Source organism: Nocardia sp. NPDC051833, assembly GCF_040681225.1.
In the GTDB taxonomy this organism is placed as follows: Bacteria; Actinomycetota; Actinomycetes; order Mycobacteriales; family Mycobacteriaceae; genus Nocardia.
Genome location: NZ_JBFAYK010000001.1, coordinates 2,660,667 through 2,677,426, shown reverse-complemented (window position 1 = coordinate 2,677,426; position 16,760 = coordinate 2,660,667). Strand labels below are relative to the sequence as shown.

General features: G+C 68.4%; 17 protein-coding genes and 2 tRNA genes. 7 read left to right on the top strand and 12 right to left on the bottom strand.

The genetic code is table 11. The annotated features are described in order from the left end of the window. The first annotated feature begins 37 nt into the window (after positions 1–37). From AB0L91_RS12110 to AB0L91_RS12100, 3 genes are all read left to right on the top strand, one after another. Positions 38–1,576, top strand: coding sequence for a protein kinase (locus AB0L91_RS12110; protein WP_357341844.1), 1,539 nt, complete (start codon positions 38–40; stop codon positions 1,574–1,576). Further along, the gene (gene pknB, locus AB0L91_RS12105) at positions 1,573–3,477 is read left to right on the top strand and encodes a Stk1 family PASTA domain-containing Ser/Thr kinase (protein ID WP_365009361.1); all 1,905 of its coding nucleotides are present in this window, start codon (positions 1,573–1,575) and stop codon (positions 3,475–3,477) included. Before AB0L91_RS12110 ends, pknB begins: the two co-directional genes overlap by 4 nt. A 107-nt stretch (positions 3,478–3,584) precedes the next feature. Beyond that, on the top strand, positions 3,585–4,004 hold the full coding sequence (locus tag AB0L91_RS12100; protein ID WP_218715980.1) for a CBS domain-containing protein: 420 nt from the start codon (positions 3,585–3,587) through the stop codon (positions 4,002–4,004). 3 nt (positions 4,005–4,007) lie between these two features. Here AB0L91_RS12100 and AB0L91_RS12095 read toward each other — a convergent pair whose 3' ends face one another. The 3 genes from AB0L91_RS12095 to AB0L91_RS12085 all read right to left on the bottom strand — a co-directional run bounded on the left by AB0L91_RS12095 (position 4,008) and on the right by AB0L91_RS12085 (position 5,994). Next, positions 4,008–4,475 carry a deaminase gene (locus tag AB0L91_RS12095; protein ID WP_365009358.1) on the bottom strand — a complete coding sequence of 156 codons (468 nt, stop codon included), beginning with the start codon at positions 4,473–4,475 and terminating at the stop codon, positions 4,008–4,010. 144 nt (positions 4,476–4,619) lie between these two features. Continuing rightward, a complete protein-coding gene (locus AB0L91_RS12090; protein ID WP_365009355.1) occupies positions 4,620–5,327 on the bottom strand; it encodes a dihydrofolate reductase family protein in 708 nt (235 codons plus the stop codon). A 4-nt stretch (positions 5,328–5,331) separates the two neighbouring features. Further along, a complete protein-coding gene (locus tag AB0L91_RS12085; RefSeq protein ID WP_365009354.1) occupies positions 5,332–5,994 on the bottom strand; it encodes an aminodeoxychorismate/anthranilate synthase component II in 663 nt (220 codons plus the stop codon). Positions 5,995–6,087: 93 nt separating this feature from the next. On the opposite strand from AB0L91_RS12085, the gene crgA reads away from it, so the two are divergent. Beyond that, complete coding sequence (gene crgA / locus AB0L91_RS12080; protein WP_218715976.1) at positions 6,088–6,351, top strand: cell division protein CrgA; 264 nt, start codon at positions 6,088–6,090, stop codon at positions 6,349–6,351. 103 nt (positions 6,352–6,454) lie between these two features. Further along, on the top strand, positions 6,455–6,901 hold the full coding sequence (locus AB0L91_RS12075; RefSeq protein WP_357344126.1) for a PH domain-containing protein: 447 nt from the start codon (positions 6,455–6,457) through the stop codon (positions 6,899–6,901). A 75-nt stretch (positions 6,902–6,976) separates the two neighbouring features. Here the strand turns inward: AB0L91_RS12075 and AB0L91_RS12070 are convergent, their stop codons facing one another. Next, positions 6,977–7,504 (bottom strand): peptidylprolyl isomerase, encoded by a 528-nt coding sequence (locus tag AB0L91_RS12070; protein WP_365009352.1) that lies wholly within the window; start codon positions 7,502–7,504, stop codon positions 6,977–6,979. Between the two features lie 58 nt (positions 7,505–7,562). Here AB0L91_RS12070 and AB0L91_RS12065 point away from each other — a divergent pair, with 58 nt between their 5' ends. Next, positions 7,563–7,739: a hypothetical protein gene (locus AB0L91_RS12065; protein WP_355275364.1), complete on the top strand. Its 177-nt coding sequence runs from the start codon at positions 7,563–7,565 to the stop codon at positions 7,737–7,739. Positions 7,740–7,743: 4 nt separating this feature from the next. Here the strand turns inward: AB0L91_RS12065 and AB0L91_RS12060 are convergent, their stop codons facing one another. Together AB0L91_RS12060 and AB0L91_RS12055 are read right to left on the bottom strand one after the other, a co-directional pair. After that, the gene (locus AB0L91_RS12060; RefSeq protein ID WP_355275456.1) at positions 7,744–8,538 is read right to left on the bottom strand and encodes an ABC transporter permease; all 795 of its coding nucleotides are present in this window, start codon (positions 8,536–8,538) and stop codon (positions 7,744–7,746) included. Positions 8,539–8,594: 56 nt separating this feature from the next. Next, a complete protein-coding gene (locus AB0L91_RS12055) occupies positions 8,595–9,596 on the bottom strand; it encodes an ATP-binding cassette domain-containing protein (protein WP_355275362.1) in 1,002 nt (333 codons plus the stop codon). 606 nt (positions 9,597–10,202) lie between these two features. Here AB0L91_RS12055 and AB0L91_RS12050 point away from each other — a divergent pair. After that, positions 10,203–11,780: a serine hydrolase gene (locus AB0L91_RS12050; protein ID WP_365009348.1), complete on the top strand. Its 1,578-nt coding sequence runs from the start codon at positions 10,203–10,205 to the stop codon at positions 11,778–11,780. Between the two features lie 3 nt (positions 11,781–11,783). Here the strand turns inward: AB0L91_RS12050 and AB0L91_RS12045 are convergent, their stop codons facing one another. The 6 genes from AB0L91_RS12045 to gyrA all read right to left on the bottom strand — a co-directional run bounded on the left by AB0L91_RS12045 (position 11,784) and on the right by gyrA (position 16,735). Further along, entirely contained in the window at positions 11,784–12,689 is a 906-nt protein-coding gene (locus AB0L91_RS12045; RefSeq protein WP_365009347.1) for an acyl-CoA dehydrogenase family protein, read from the bottom strand. Between the two features lie 5 nt (positions 12,690–12,694). Beyond that, positions 12,695–12,767, bottom strand: a tRNA-Ala gene (locus AB0L91_RS12040). Between the two features lie 34 nt (positions 12,768–12,801). Then, positions 12,802–12,909 carry a DLW-39 family protein gene (locus AB0L91_RS12035; RefSeq protein WP_355275356.1) on the bottom strand — a complete coding sequence of 36 codons (108 nt, stop codon included), beginning with the start codon at positions 12,907–12,909 and terminating at the stop codon, positions 12,802–12,804. A gap of 29 nt (positions 12,910–12,938) precedes the next feature. Further along, positions 12,939–13,012: transfer RNA gene (locus AB0L91_RS12030), tRNA-Ile, on the bottom strand. Positions 13,013–13,147: 135 nt separating this feature from the next. Next, complete coding sequence (locus AB0L91_RS12025; protein WP_365009345.1) at positions 13,148–14,185, bottom strand: DUF3566 domain-containing protein; 1,038 nt, start codon at positions 14,183–14,185, stop codon at positions 13,148–13,150. Between the two features lie 39 nt (positions 14,186–14,224). Beyond that, positions 14,225–16,735 carry a DNA gyrase subunit A gene (gene gyrA / locus AB0L91_RS12020; protein ID WP_365009343.1) on the bottom strand — a complete coding sequence of 837 codons (2,511 nt, stop codon included), beginning with the start codon at positions 16,733–16,735 and terminating at the stop codon, positions 14,225–14,227. Between the last annotated feature and the right edge of the window lie 25 nt (positions 16,736–16,760).

Sequence of the window (16,760 nt, the reverse complement as noted above, 5' to 3'; positions counted from 1 at the left end):
ACGAAATGAGTGTGCGAGTGACAACACGGGGGCCCCGATGCTGAACAACGGCGCCATGATCGCCGACCGCTACCGCCTGCAACGGCTCATCGCCACGGGCGGCATGGGTCAGGTGTGGGAAGCGATGGACACCCGGCTCGACCGCCGGGTGGCGGTCAAGGTCCTCAAGACCGAGTTCTCCGCCGACCCGACCTTCCGTCAGCGGTTCCGGACCGAGGCGCGCACCACTGCCCAGCTGAACCACCCGGGCATCGCCGGCATCTACGACTACGGCGAGACCACCGACCCCTCCGGTGGCGAGACCGCGTACCTGGTGATGGAGCTCGTGCAGGGCGAACCGCTCAACGCGGTGCTGAACCGGATGGGCAGGCTCTCGGTCGTCCAGGGCCTGGACATGCTCGAGCAGACCGGTCGCGCGCTCGAGGTGGCGCACGCCGCGGGCGTGGTGCACCGCGACGTGAAGCCGGGCAACATCCTGGTCACGCCCACCGGCCAGGTGAAGATCACCGACTTCGGCATCGCCAAGGCGGTCGACGCCTCGCCGGTGACCAAGACCGGCATGGTGATGGGCACCGCCCAGTACATCGCGCCCGAGCAGGCCGTCGGCGAGGACGCCACCGCGGCCAGCGACGTCTACTCGCTCGGCATCGTCGGCTACGAGGCCCTCGCCGGCGTGCGCCCGTTCACCGGTGACGGCGCCATCACCGTCGCGATGAAGCACGTCCGCGACGCGCCGCCGCCGATGCCCGCCGATCTGCCCGCGAACGTGCACGAGCTGATCGCCATCACGATGGCCAAGGACCCGACCCAGCGCTACAGCAGCGGTGGCGAGTTCGCCGATGCCGTCGCCGCGGTGCGCGCGGGACACATGCCGCCGCCGCCCGCCGGTGCCGCGCCCCCGATGACCGGCGCGACCAGGGTGCTGCCGCCCGGCCCGACCATGGTGATCCCGGCGGCCGCCGGCGCCGAGTACGACGGCGCGACCATGCGCTTCGGCAACCAGGCCCCGCAGCCGATCACCCCGGGTGGCGGCTACACCGGCCCGGCGACGCAGGCCGCCGCGCCCGCGGCGATCGCAGGCAGCAGCAATGCCAAGAACAACCAGAAGTGGCTGATCGCCCTGGGCGTCGGCGCGCTGCTGCTCGGCGGCGTCGTGCTCTGGGTGCTGTTCGGCGGTGAGCCGAATCGCGACTCCGGCACCACGACCACCACGACGCAGACGACCAAACCGCTGCCCCCGCCGGTGACCACCAAGTCGTTCCCGCCGCCGATCGTGCCGCCCACCGAGGCCCCGCCGACGACGACGGAGGCGCCGCGCCCGACGACCACCACCGAGGCGCCGACGACAACGACGGAGCCGCCGACCACCACGACGCAGCCGCCGACGACGACCACCAAGCCGCCGACGACGACCAAGACCACCAAGCCGACCACCACCACCACGCCGGCAGGCGGGACGACGACGGTCAACGGCAGGCCCCGCCTGCCCACGCTCGACCTGCCGTTCCCGGACGCCCCGAACGCCCTCGGCCCGAACATCACCGTCGACAACACTCCGCCACAAGGACAGCCATGACGACCCCGAAGAATCTCTCCTCGCGGTACGAGCTGGGCGAGATCATCGGGTTCGGCGGCATGTCGGAGGTGCACAAGGCTCGCGACGTGCGTCTCTCGCGTGACGTCGCGATCAAGGTGCTGCGGGCCGATCTGGCCCGCGATCCCACGTTCTACCTGCGGTTCAAGCGGGAAGCGCAGAACGCGGCCGCGCTGAATCACCCGGCCATCGTCGCGGTGTACGACACCGGCGAGGCCACCGTCGACGGCGGCCCGCTGCCCTACATCGTCATGGAGTACGTCGAGGGCGACACCCTGCGCGACATCGTCCGCGGCAAGGGTCCGCTGGCGCCGCGCAAGGCGATGGAAGTCGTGGCCGACGTGTGCGCCGCGCTCGATTTCAGCCACAAGGCCGGCATCGTGCACCGCGACATGAAGCCCGCCAACATCATGATCAACCGCGCGGGCGCGGTGAAGGTGATGGACTTCGGCATCGCGCGCGCGATCGCCGACAGCTCCAACCCGATGACCCAGACCGCCGCGGTGATCGGCACCGCGCAGTACCTCTCGCCGGAGCAGGCGCGCGGCGAGACCGTCGACGCCCGCTCGGACGTGTACTCGGTCGGCTGCGTGCTGTTCGAGATCCTCACCGGGCAGCCGCCGTTCACCGGTGACTCGCCGGTCGCGGTCGCGTACCAGCACGTCAAGGAGGATCCGCCGCTGCCGTCGTCGGTGAATCCCGGCGTGCCGCGCGAACTCGACTCGGTGATCCTCAAGGCGATGGCCAAGAACCCGGCCAACCGGTACCAGACGGCCGCGGAGATGCGCGCCGACCTGATCCGGGTGCTCGGCGGGCAGAAGCCGAGCGCGCCGATGGTGATGAACGACGAAGATCGCACCACCATCATGGATTACGAGGACGAGCCCGCCCCGCGGTCGTTCCGTGACCGCCGCGACGACACCTCCGAGCAGGCCGCGATCGCGCCGCCCGCCGAGGGCCGCAACCGCACCGGACTGATCGCGCTCGGCGTCGCCGCCGCGCTCGCGGTGGCCTTCGGATTGTTCTGGGTGCTGGTCGGACCGGGCAGCAAGGCCGACCAGGTGGCTGTCCCCGATGTGTCGGGTCAGTCGTCGCAGCAGGCCCAGACCGCGTTGCAGCAGGCCGGGTTCCACGTCGCCACCCAGCAGAAGGCGGACGGCAAGGTCGCCGTCGGCAATGTCATCGCGACCCAGCCGCTCGGCGGTTCGCGGATCGACGAGGGCAGCACCGTCACCATGCAGGTGTCGACCGGACCCACCCAGGTGCAGGTGCCGCGGCTGTCCGGGCTGACCCAGGCCGAGGCCGAGCAGAAGCTGAATTCGATCGGGCTGACCCTGAGCCCGAACCCGCCGCGCAAGGCGTCGAGCACCGCCGAGACCGACAAGGTGATCGCGCAGGAACCGAGCGCGGGCGTCCGGGTCGACATCGACCAGCCGATCGTGGTCACCATCGGCTCGGGCCCCGAGCAGGTCCGGGTGCCGACCGTGGTCGGCCAGGACATCTCGATCGCCCAGCCGAACCTGGTCGACAGCGCCGGTTTCAAGGTCGAGATCCAGGAAGTGAAGTCGAGCGCGCCGAAGGGACAGGTGCTCTCCACCAACCCGACCGGCGGCAGCAACGCCGAGAAGGGCTCGACCATCACCGTGCAGGTCTCGGCCGGTGACCGGATCACCGTCCCCGACCTGACCGGACTCACCCCGACGCAGGCGCAGGAACAGCTGCGCGCGCTCGGCTGGACCGGTCAGCTCAGCCAGACCACGGTGATCACGCTGGACGGCAGCGCCTCCGGCAAGATCGTCGGTCAGAGTCCGGCCGCGGGTTCCTCGGTGACCATCACCGGCAACGTCGTGCTGCAGGTGGGTGCTTCGCCGCTACCGCGCTGAGATCGCGAGGTCTCGATTGCGTGGAGAACCCACCTGCCGCGACGCGGCGGGCGCAGAATGAGGCTGCTTCATCCCACCCAGCACCGCTGAACGAGGAGGTAGCCCCTATGACCACGGCCAGGGACATCATGAAGCCCGGCGCGCAGTGGATCACCCGCGGTGACACCGTGGCGACCGCGGCGACGGCGATGGCCGATCTCGGTGTCGGATCGCTCGTCGTCGCCGACGACGACGAGCGCATGTGCGGCATCATCACCGATCGCGACATCGTCGTGAAGTGCATCGCGCTCGGCCTGTCCCCCGAAACCACGACCGCGGCCGAGCTGTGCGAGTCGACCCCGCGGTGGGTCAGCGCGGACGCCGACGTGGAGGACGTGCTCGACCAGATGGAAGGCCATCGGGTCAAGCGGATGCCGGTGATCGACAACAAGCGACTGGTCGGCATGATCAGCGAGGCCGATCTGGCCCGGCACCTCGACGACAATCAGCTCGGCGAGTTCGTGACCGCCATCTACGGGCGGCCCTGAGCCTCAGCTCAGATCGAGATGGGAGTTCATCGACATGGCCTCGGCGGCCAGGTCGGTCAGCTCCACCACACGCACGCCGTGCCTGCGGAGTTTGTCCACACCCTCGCACGCGGCGACGAACAGGCTCGGCTCACGCCAGGCGATGACGACGGTCGGGATGCCGGCGGCCAGGATGCGGTCGGTGCACGGCGACCTGCTCGCGGTGGCGCGGGTCGAGCACGGTTCGAGCGTGCTGTAGATCGTCGCCCTGGTCAGTCGCGGGTCGTCCGGGTCGAGCTTGTTCAGCGCCGACTCCTCGGCGTGCACCTTCTCGTCGGTCTCCCTGGAATAGCCGGTCGAGATCTCCACACCGTCGGCGACGATCACCGCGCCCACCGAATAGGCCGTCGGGCTGGGTGGGCAGTTCCTGGCGAGTTCGATCGCCCTGTGCATGAATCGGTGGTCGGTGCTCTCGGCACTGCCTGCGGTCATCGGATTCCCCTGCCGGTCGGGAGTTATCCACAACTGTCGCACGATGTGGATTCGGTCATGTTCAGGTGTGCAGTGATTCGCCGGACAAGCTGTGGACAGCGGAAATTCCCCAGGTCGCGAACATGATTTCAACCACAGGGCCGGTTAGTGCAGCGGCGTGCCGCTGGGGCTGACCAGGTACTTCAGCACAGCGACATCCCCAAGTTGTTCCACACCCGCCAGCCGGAGCCGTCGCTGTGCACCGCCGGGGAACTGGGCCGGGCCGACGAAGCGCGGGGCGGCCGGGTCGCCGACCAGGATCGGGGCGATCGCGAGCCGGATCTCGTCGGCCAGATCGGCCGCGAGGAAGCCGGTGTGCATCCCGGTGCCGCCCTCGACCATCAACCGGCCGATCCCGCGCGCGCCCAGGTCGTCGAGGAGGGCGGACAGCGCGAGTTCCCGGCCGAGCGCGACGACATCGGCCAGCCCGGCGAGCCGGTCGCCGAGCCGGGCCGCGCCGGTGTCGGTGGTGTAGACGAGCTTGTCGCCGCCGGTGTGCCAGAACCGCAGTTCGGGATCGAGCTCGCCGGACGCGGTGACGGTGATCTTCACCGGGTATGCGGGTTTGCCCGCCGTCACCCGGTCGGCCCGGCGCACCGCGCTGTTGACCAGCAGCCTGGGGTTGTCGGTCCGTAGCGTCCGCGCGCCGATCAGGATGGCGTCGGATTCGGCGCGGATCTGGTCGACCCGGTCGAAGTCGGCGCTGTTGGACAGCAGCAGCCGCTGCGCGCTCGCGTCGTCGATGTAGCCGTCCAGACTCGCGGCCACCGACAGCAGCACGTACGGCCGCGCGGTGTCGCTCCCCAGTGCCATCGCGTTACGAGATCGCCAGCGCGGCGACTTCCGCTTCGAGCGCCGAGACCAGGGCCTCGGCGGGGCGCTGCCCGCACACCTCGAGCCAGTTGGCCAGCATCCGGTGGCCGCCCTGGGTGAGCACCGACTCGGGGTGGAACTGCACGCCGTGGATGGGCAGGGTGCGGTGACGCATGGCCATCACGATGCCGCTCTCGGTGTGCCCGACGACCTCCAGCTCGTCCGGCATGGTCTCCGGGAGCACGGTCAGCGAGTGGTACCTGGTGGCGGTGAACGGGTCGGGCAGCCCAGCCAGCACGCCCGCGCCGATGTGGAAGACCTCGCTGGTCTTGCCGTGCAGCAGCTCGGGCGCGCGGTCGACCGTTCCGCCGAACGCCTCGCCGATCGCCTGGTGCCCGAGGCACACGCCGAGCAACGGCATGCGGTGCTTGGCGGCCGCGTGGACCAGCGGAATGCTGGCGCCGGCGCGGTCGGGGCTGCCGGGGCCGGGGCTGACGAGCACGCCATCGAAGGTGCCGCCCGTGTCGCCCCGGGTGAGCAGGGTGTCCAGGTCGGCCAGGCGCTGGTCGTCGTTGCGCCAGACCACGGCCTCGGCACCAAGCTGGCCGAGGTACTGCACCAGGTTGAACACGAAGCTGTCGTAGTTGTCGACGACCAATACACGCATGCGTCGAGGGTACGTGGCGACCCCGTAGGTCGTCGCATCCATTACCTGGTGGGATAGCCTAGGAGTTACCTGTATCCCGAATTCGAGGACGTCATGCCCAAGTCCAAGGTCCGTAAGAAGGCCGACTACACCCCGAGCCCTGCCAGCCGCACCCCGGTGAAGGTCAAGGCGGGCCCGTCGCCGGCTTGGTACGTCGCGATCATGCTTGGCTTCATGCTGGCCGGGCTCGTGTGGCTGCTGGTGTACTACCTGGCCGCCGAGCACATCGGCTGGATGAACGATCTCAACGCCTGGAACTTCCTGATCGGGTTCGGCCTGATGGTCATCGGCCTGATCATGACCATGCGATGGCGCTGACCGAGCGCGGCGCACCGGATTACACCGGTGTTATTCATGCACACCTGTGGATGAAGCTGTGGACAACTCGAGGAGCAACGGGGGACGAAGCCGCGTGAACGCTGTGGATTCCGCCGGCAGCACGTCGTGGACAACTCCCACCGCCGGTCTGCTCGCCGTGTCCGGCGGCGGCCTGATCCTGGTCGTCGCCGCGGTGCTGGCCAAGGACGGACCGAGCAGGCTGCTCGTCGGCCTGGCCGCGGTCGCGGTCCTGGCCATGGCGGCGCTCGGTGTCCGGCAGCGCCCCCGGCTGACCATGGTCGGTGGTCCGGCGCCGCGCCTGATCGTCGGCACGCTGACCGGCCCCAAGACCTACCCGTTGGACCGGATCGATCGGATCCGGATGGTCTCCTACCGGCGTCTCGGCCGGAAATCGGCGATGCTCGAGATCGACGTCCAGCACGAGGGCTCGGAGCGGCTGCTGATCTTCGGCCGCTGGGATCTGGGCACCAATCCCCACGACGTCTACGACGCCCTCGTCGTCAACGGCTTCGCCTCGGTCAGCGACTGACCGCGACGTTTCACGTGAAGCAACGAACTCCCCGTCGCGCTCCGGCGCGGCGGGGAGTTCTTTTGTGCACAGCTGTCAGGCGATGGTCACCGAGGAGATGACGACCGGCTCGGCCGGGCGATCGTTGCGATCGGTCTTCACCGACGCGATCGCGTCGACGACCTTGCGCGAATCGGGATCGACCACCTCGCCGAAGATCGTGTGCTTGCGATTGAGATGCGGCTGCGCGCCGACCGTGATGAAGAACTGCGAACCATTGGTCGCCGGTCCCCCGTTGGCCATCGCCAGCAGATACCCGCGGTTGAAGCGCAACTCGGGATGGAACTCGTCACCGAACTCGTAGCCGGGCCCACCGCGACCGGTGCCGGTCGGATCGCCACCCTGGATCATGAACCCCGGGATCACCCGGTGGAAGATCGCGCCGTCGTAGAACGGGCCCGCGTCCGTGCCACCGGCGTTCTCGGTGGTGTAGGGCGCGCTGCCGTCGGCGAGACCGACGAAGTTGCGCACCGTCTTGGGCGCGTGGTTGCCGAAGAGCGCGATCTTGATATCGCCGTGGTTGGTGTGCAGAGTCGCCACGGCCGTCTGGTTGGGTGAGGTCACGGCAGTTATGGTGCCACGGGGGCGGCGGGAAGCCGGGAAGCTGTGCCACAGTGGTCGCATGAAGCTTCGTAACCCGATCATCGCTTCCATCGGGATCGCCGGGGCGGCGGCCCTGGCCCTCCTCGCCCGCAGCAAGCGACCGCAACTTCCCGAGCCCGCCGCCGAGCCGCCGCGCCTCGGCTACTCCCGCAACGGCGCCGCGCCGGCCCCCGGAGCGGAGACCGGCGCGCACTGAACCGTCAGCGGCTCACGGACTTCTTGTACTGCACCTGAGCCAGCGGCACGAAGACGACCAGGATCACGACGATCCAGATCAGCGTCGTGATCACCGGGTTCTGCATCGGCCAGGCGTCCGACGGCGGGGCCAGCGGGTTGGTGTTGCCGAACAGGTCGCGCACGGCCTGGGTCAGCGCCGAGACCGGGTTCCATTCGGCGAACACCTTCAGCGGGCCGGGCATGCCGTCCAGCGGCACGAACGCGTTCGACAGGAACGTCAGCGGGAAGATCACCATGAAGCTGGCGTTGTTGAACACCTCCGGCGCGCGCACGAGCAGCCCGACGACCGCCATCATCCAGGACAGCGCGTAGGCGAACAGCAGCATCAGCACGTAGGCCAGGACCGCGTCGAGGAACGACCCGCGGATCCGCCAGCCGACGACCAGGCCGGTCAGCGACATGACGACCAAGCTCACGATATTGATCACCACGTCGCTGATCGTCCGGCCGACCAGCACCGCGGACGGCGCCATCGGCAGCGAGCGGAACCGGTCGATGATGCCCTTCTGCATGTCCTCGGCCAGACCGGCGCCGGTGAACGTGGCACCGAAGACGACGGTCTGCGCGAAGATGCCCGCGATCAGGAATTCGCGATAGCCGCCCTCCACGCCCTCGATCTGGATCGCCGAGCCGAAGACATAGGCGAACAGCAGCACGAACATGATCGGCGACAGCGTCGTGAAGATGAGCACGTCGGGCACGCGCTTGATCTTGATGACATTGCGCTTGGCGATGGTCATGCTGTCGCTGACCACCATCGAGAGCCGTTCACCGAAGGTGGGGCCCTGCACCTCGGCCTTGTCGAGCGTGATGCTCATCGGTTGTGTCCTTCCTCGGCGCCGACGGTCTGTTTCCCCGCGTCGCCGTTGACGAGTTCCTCCGCCTCGTGCCCGGTGAGGGTGAGGAAGACGTCGTCGAGCGAGGGCCGTCGCAGCGCGACATCGTTGATCTGCACCTTGTGCTCGGTGAGCCGGCCGATCGCGGTGACCAGGTCCTGGGACCCGTCGGCCACGGGGACGGTGATCCGGCGCAGACCGGGTTCGAGATGGATTTCGCCGTCGGCCAGCCCGGCGAGCACCTGCTGCGCCGGGGCCAGCTGGTCGGGCGAGGCGACGGTGAGCTCGATCCGGTCGCCGCCGACGAGCGCCTTGAGCTCGTCCGCGGTGCCGCGGGCGATGACCCGGCCGTGGTCGATGACGGCGATCGAGTCGGCCAGCCGGTCGGCCTCCTCCATGTACTGGGTGGTGAGCAGCAAGGTGGTGCCGCCCGCGACGAGTTCCTCGATGACATCCCACAGGTCGAGCCGGGCCCGCGGGTCGAGCCCGGTCGTCGGTTCGTCCAGGAACAGCACCGGCGGATTCGCCACCAGCGCGCCGGCGAGGTCGAGGCGCCTGCGCATGCCGCCGGAGTAGCCCTTCACGGGGCGGTCGGCCGCGTCGGTGAGCCGGAAGCGCTCGAGCAGTTCGCGCGCGCGTTCCTTACTGCGCTGCACGCCCAGGTGGTAGAGCCTGCCGACCATCTCGAGGTTCTCGAAGCCGGTGAGGTATTCGTCGACCGCCGCGTACTGCCCGGAGGTGCCGATCCGGGAGCGCAGGGCCTGTGGATTGTTGAGTACGTCGATCCCGGCGACCGTGGCACGGCCCTCGTCGGGGATCAGCAAGGTGGTGAGAACGCGGACAGTCGTGGTCTTTCCCGCGCCGTTGGGGCCGAGAAGTGCGGTGACGGTACCTTCCGGAACGGACAGATCGAGCCCGTCCAGGGCGGTGAGCTGCCCGTACCGTTTGACCAGACCCTCGGCGACGATTGCGTCGGGCATGATTCTCCTGAAGTCGTAGTTCAACGCTGTTGCCCCAGTATTGCGGGACCCACCGACAAGTCGCACCCCCATTTTCCGGGTGGCCGCCAGCCCGATGTACAGACTTGTTCGACATGCCGATTTACGGCGACACGCGGCGAATCGGACCGAATTTCCTGCGGTCTCCCGGATCACAAGCCCCTGGTCTCCGGGGCATCGATCGCGGACCAACAAGAACATGTTCAGCGAATTTTTCGCGTAATTCGTTGTGCACCAGCACATTCCGACCGAAGTAAGACAACCGTCGGGTGACCTACCCACAGATTCGCCGTTCACTACACCCGCCGCCGCGCACGGTCCAGGCCCAGAACGCCGAAAAATCTCGGAAACTGGTTCGTTGCGCGTACACGAATTCGGCTCGCATCGCGTAGGATCGTTCACGTCGGCCCCTCCCCCCCGGGCCGACCCTACGCGGGCCTCGGCTAACTCCCCCCCTTCGCCGAGGCCCGCTCCCCATTTTCCGGCAAGGCGCAGCTCCGGCTACCGGTGAGTACCCCCGGTCCGCGAAACCGTCACAGTCCAGCCACGTTCCCGCGATCACCCCGCAACCGGGTCTATCGTCAGCGGATGGTGCCCGGCAAAGGTGCGATCACCGCGCTCGTCGTGTCGATGGCTGTCGTGGTCGGTTGCAGCAGTGCCGCCGATGACGAGAACACCACCGCGACCAGCACCGAACAGCTCCCCCCGAATCAGGTCGCCGCCGTCGCGCTCCCCGACGACGCGGTCGACAAGGCCGTCGCGAAACTCGACGACCTGGCCACCTCGCTGATGGACAGCAGCCACATCCCCGGCATGGCCGTCGCCGTCGTGCACGGCGGGAAGACCGTCTATGCCAAGGGCTTCGGCGTGAAGCAGGCGGGCGGCCAGGACAAGATCGACGCCGACACCGTCTTCCAGCTGGCCTCGGTGTCGAAATCGGTGTCGGCCTCCGTTGTCGCCCACCAGGTCGGCAAGGGCACGGTCGAATGGACGACGCCGGTGGTCTCGAAGCTGCCCTCGTTCGCGCTGGCCGATCCGGCCACCACCGCCCAGCTCACCATCGGTGATCTGTTCGCGCACCGCAGCGGCCTGCCCGACCACGCGGGCGACCGGCTCGAGGACCTCGGCTACGACCAGGCCGCGATCCTGGACAAGCTCCGGCTCGAACCCCTCGATCCGTTCCGGATCACCTACCACTACACCAACTTCGGGCTGACCGCAGGCGCCGAGGCGGTCGCCGCCGCGGCGGGCGTGCCGTGGGACCGGCTCTGCGCCGACACCGTGTACGGCCCCCTCGGCATGTCGTCCACCAGTTCCCGCTTCGCCGACTACGAGGCCAGGCCGAACCGTGCGGTCACCCACGTGAACGTCGACGGCCAATGGGTCGCGAAGTTCGTCCGCGATCCCGACCCGCAGTCCCCCGCGGGCGGGGTCAGCTCCTCGGTGAACGACATGGCGCGCTGGCTGGCGATGATGCTCGGCCACGGCACCGCGAACGGGACGACCATCGCCCCCGAGGACGCGCTGCTGCCCGCGATCACCCCGCAGGTGATCTCCTCCCCCGCCTCGGCGCCCCAGTCGCGAGCCGGCTTCTACGGCTTCGGATTCAACTCCTCGACCAGTTCCGCCGGCCGCACCGCCTACAGCCACTCCGGGGCGTTCGCGCTCGGCGCCGCCACCAACTTCCTGGCGATCCCGTCCGCCGACGTCGCGATCGTGGCACTCACCAACGCCGCGCCGATCGGCGTGCCGGAGGCGCTGACCGCCGAGTTCGGCGACCTCGTCCAGTTCGGCGAGATCCGCGAGGACTGGCGGTCCATCTACCAGGCCGCGATCGCCCCGATCAACGATCCCGTCGGCGACCTCGTCGGCAAGACCCCGCCCGCGAATCCCGCGCCCGCCCAGCCGCTGCCGACCTACGTGGGCAGCTACGCCAACGAGTACTGGGGTCCGGCGACGATCTCCGAGGCCGACGGCGGCCTGGTCCTGACGATGGGTCCGGCGCAGGTGCGATACCCGCTGCGGCACTGGGACGGCGACACCTTCGCCTTCGCGCCGAGCGGCGAGAACGCACCGCCCGGCAGCGTCTCGTCGGCGATCTTCGACAACGGGACGCTCACCCTCGACTACTTCGACGAGAACGGCCTCGGGAAGTTCACCCGCTGACGCTCAGTCCTCGGCCACCGCGCGCCAGGCCGTCGCCAGCCGCAGCGCCCTGACCTTGCCCGCCACCCCGAGCAACGGCTCGTCGCGCTCCCAGCGGCTCCTGATCTCCGGGTCCACCCGATCCCAGAGCGGCGCGAGCTCGGCGCGAAGGCGCGTCAGCCGCTCGAAGACCCCGCCCAGCGCGATGTGCACACCCACCGAGCCCGGATCCTCGGTACTCACACCACGCACCGCCGCAAACAGGGCCAGCAGCTGTTCTACGGCCTCGGCGGGCCAGTGGGCTTGCCGGGATACCCGAACGAGCTGTCCGAGCACAGCGGCGACCACATGCAGGTCTTCGACGGTGCGGAACGGCTTGAGGAAATCGGCGTAGCCGTCGCCGGGCAGCAGTGCACCGGGCGCGGCGTCGAAAGTGACGGTGGCGTGCGGAATCTCCGGGGCGAACGGCAGCGCGGGCAGCGGCGTCACCACCACGCCGGGACCGGCGGGCACCAGCACCGCCCGCAACGCGGCGCGACCGTCGGCCTGCTCGCCCGCCCTGGCGATCACGAGGAAGCGGGTGGCGAATTCGCCGAGGGTGGCGAAGGACTTGGTGCCGGTGACGGCGCCGTCGGCGGTCACCGTGGTCGTCAGCTGCGACGGCTTGGCCCCGTTCGCCTCGGTCGCGCACATGGAGGTCAAGCCGGTGGCGTCGAGCGTGGGCACCAGCGCGCCGAGTGCTTCCTGATATCCGCCGAGAAACGCGGTACCTGTTCCGGCACTGTCGAATCCGGCGACAACGGCGCGGTCGATCGAACGGGGGAAGCCCGCGCCGCGGGCGCGATGCTGAGCCGCGATCGCGGCGATATCGGTCGGCACCGACTCGACCGGAGCCGCGCTGAGCAGAAAATCGAAAACCGAGGAATTCACAGAAGTGGAGCCTAGGGGAATCGAACCCCTAACCCCTGCCTTGCAAAGGCAGTGCTCTGCCAATTGAGCTAAGGCCCCTGGCTGGCTTGGTGAAACCAGTTGGCAACCCGAATCAGCGGGTGGTGACCTCGTGCCAGAGGTCAGCGTCATCGCGCTTGCGGAATTTGGTGATACCGATGAGAACCGCGATCACAACACCGACCGTGAGGACAATCTTCATGATTCCCACCCTACTGTGATGTTCGGGAGTGGGCCTAGGAGGACTTGAACCTCCGACCTCTTCGTTATCAGCGAAGCGCTCTAACCGCCTGAGCTATAGGCCCGAACTCGTTTCGACCCCCTGCCGGAGCAGTGAACCGCAACGAGGAACGAGGTTACCCTACCCGGCCGGGGATAACCAAAACGGCCGGTCAGGCCCCTTTTCATGGGGCTGACCGGCCGTCGTGACAGAGCCTGTTCTAGTCCGGATCAGCCAGGGTCACCTGGATGCCGCCGACCAGATCGCAGCACTGGTTGTAGATGAAGACACCGACCGTCGCCAGCGCGGTGAACAGCACCACGTTGATCAGGCCGATGACGCCCGCGTAGCCGAAGACCGTGCCCGCATCGATCAGGCTCGACGAGCTGCCCTCCTGGTTCAGCATCTCGCCCAGCGAGTTGTCCAGGTTGTCCCACACGCCCATGCCGGCCAGCACGATGTAGAGCAGGCCGACCGCCAGCATCCACACGAAGAACAGCGCCACGCTGATCACCAGGGTGATCTTCAGCGTCGACCACGGATCGATCCGGCGGATCTGCACCGTCGCGCGTAGCGGCTCACCCGACGCGGCGGCCGCGATGGCCACCGGAACGGCGGGCGAGACCGCGCCGACGGACGCCGCCGCGGCCCGGGCGCTCGGCCCCGGCTGCGGCGGGATGTGCGCCATCGGCAGACCGGGCGGCGCCGCGGGCGCGACGTGACCGTCCGGCGTCGGATGCCGTACCTCGGACAGGTCCGGCATGTCCTTGACCAGCTCGGGGCGGGCGATGCTGCGGGTCGGCCCGTCGATGCCGACGGACTTCACCATCGCCGCTTCCTTGCGGGCCGCCTTGGCCGCCAGGTCGGCGGTGGTGCGGGCATTGGACGCGCCGCTGCCCTTCAGGCCACCGGTCGAGGCGGGCGCCGCGCTCGGGGACGACGGACGCCCCTGGCTCGGCGCCTCACCGGGCCGGTACAGGTTCGACTGCGGCTCGCGCTGCGGCAGCTGAGCCCACCCGTCCTGGTAGGGCGACTTGCCCTTCCCGTTGCCGGCGGGCGGGGTGGGTTCGTTCCCCATCCGCACGGTCGACTGGTCGAACGATTCGCCCCCGGCGGCACCGGATTCCGGCGCTGCCGCACCTTCGGCCGGACCGCCCTGGCGTGGGATCGGCCGCGGCTGGATCGGAGACGAGGCAATCCGCTCGGTGACGCCGTTGGTCTGGTTCCGATCGTCGTTCGACTGATTCGGTGTGGTCAATGGAATCCTCAGATCCGTTCGTTGCCGCCGCTGTTTGGGTTATTGCTCCGAAGCCGCGTCGCCGGTGAGCTGATCGGGATCGGGCTCGTCGGCGTTGCGCGCGATCGCTAGCAAGGTATCGCCATCCGCGAGGTTCATCAATCGCACGCCCTTGGTCTGGCGTCCAGCTTTCCGAACTTGCTTGGCTGCGGTGCGGATGACGCCACCACTGGAAGTGATCGCGTACAACTCGTCCTCGTCGTCGACGATGAGCGCACCGACCAGGCTGCCACGTTTCGGGTCGTACTGAATTGTCAATACGCCTTTTCCGCCACGACCCTGCGCGGTGTACTCCTCGATCGCCGTACGTTTCGCATACCCACCCGCGGTCGCCACCAAAAGGTAGGTCTCCTCGCGGACCACATTGAGCGAGAGCAATTCGTCGTCGGCGTTGAAACGCATGCCCTGCACACCGGAGGTGGCGCGGCCCATCGGACGCAGCGCCTCGTCGGTGGCGGAGAACCGGATCGACTGGCCGTGCGCCGAGACCAGCAGCAGGTCGTCGTCGGCCGAGCACAGCACGGCGCCGACCAGCTCGTCGTCGTCGCGCAGGTTCACCGCGACGATGCCGCCGGACCGGTTGGAGTCGAAATCGGTGAGCTTGGACTTCTTCACCAGGCCCGCGCGGGTCGCCAGCACCAGGTACGGCGCGTCCTCGTAGGTCTTGAGCTGGATGATCTGGGCGATCTTCTCGTCCGGCTGGAAGGCCAGCAGGTTCGCCACGTGCTGACCACGCGCGGTCCGGTTGGCCTCGGGCAGCTCGTAGGCCTTGGCCCGGTAGACCCGGCCCTTGTTGGTGAAGAACAGCAGCCAGTCGTGGGTGGACGACACGAAGAAGTGCTTGACGATGTCGTCCTGCTTGAGGCCGGCGCCCTGCACACCCTTGCCGCCGCGCTTCTGCGAGCGGTACAGGTCGGTCTTGGTGCGCTTGGCGTAGCCGGTCTCGGTGATCGTGACGACCACGTCCTCGCGGGCGATCAGATCCTCGTCGGCGACGTCACCGTCGTTGGCGATGATCCTGGTCCGGCGATCGTCGCCGTACTTCTCGACGATCTCGGCCAGCTCATCGCGCACGATCGCGCGCTGCCGCTCCGGCTTCTCCAGGATGTCCTTGTAGTCGGCGATCTCGAGCTCGATCTTGGCCAGATCGTCGATGATCCGCTGCCGCTCCAGGGCGGACAGGCGGCGCAGCTGCATGTCCAGGATCGCGGTGGCCTGGATGTCGTCGATCTCGAGCAGCTGCATCAGGCCGGTGCGCGCGGTGTCGGTGTTGGCCGAGCGGCGGATCAGCGCGATGACCTCGTCGAGCAGGTCGAGCGCCTTGACCAGGCCGCGCAGGATGTGGGCCCGCTCCTCGGCCTTGCGCAGCAGGTAGCGGGTGCGCCGGACGATGACCTCGAGCTGATGCGCGGTGTAGTGCCGGATCATCTGGTCCAGCCGCAGTGTGCGCGGCACGCCGTCGACGATCGAGAGCATGTTCGCGCCGAAGCTGGTCTGCAGCTGGGTGTGCTTGTACAGGTTGTTCAGCACGACCTTGGCGACCGCGTCGCGCTTGACCGTCACCACGATGCGCATGCCGACCCGGTCGGAGGACTCGTCGTGGATATCGGAGATACCCGCGATCTTGCCGTCCTTGACCTGCTCGGCGATCGAGTTGATGAAGTTGTCGGTGTTCACCTGGTACGGCAACTCGGTAATGACGATCTGGGTCTGCCCGCGGCTGCCCTCCTCGATCTCCACCACACCGCGCATGCGGATCGAACCGCGGCCGGTGGTGTAGGCGTCGTGGATGCCCTGGCTGCCGACGATCAGGCCGTGCGTCGGGAAGTCCGGGCCCTTGACCCGCTCCATGCACGCGGCGAGGGTGGTCTCCTCGTCGGCGTCGTGGTTCTCCAGCGCCCAGTAGATGGCCTCGGCCAGCTCGTTGAGGTTGTGCGGCGGGATGTTGGTCGCCATGCCGACCGCGATGCCGTTGCTGCCGTTCATCAGCAGCGCGGGCACGCGGGCGGGCAGCACGGTCGGCTCCTGCGAGCGACCGTCGTAGTTGGGGACGAAATCGACGGTCTCGCTGTCGATGTCGCGCAGCATCTCCATCGCGAGCGGCGTCAGGCGGCACTCGGTGTATCGCATGGCGGCCGCGCCGTCGTTGCCGCGGGAACCGAAGTTGCCCTGACCGTCGACCAGCGGGTACCGCAGCGACCAGGGCTGGGCCATGCGCACGAGGGTGTCGTAGATCGACGAGTCGCCGTGCGGGTGGTAGTTACCCATGGTCTCGGCGACCGGACGCGCCGACTTCACGTAACCGCGATCGGGCCGGTAGCCGTTGTCGTACATCGCGTAGAGCACGCGCCGGTGCACCGGCTTGAGGCCGTCGCGCACATCGGGCAGCGCGCGGCCGACGATCACGCTCATCGCGTAATCGATGTAGCTGCTCTGCATTTCGGTCTGGATGTCGACCGGTTCGATCCGGTCGCCCGCACCACCGGAGGGCGGCAGCGTGGTCTCAGTCATCAAATCTCCTTCGAGGGCCTGACAT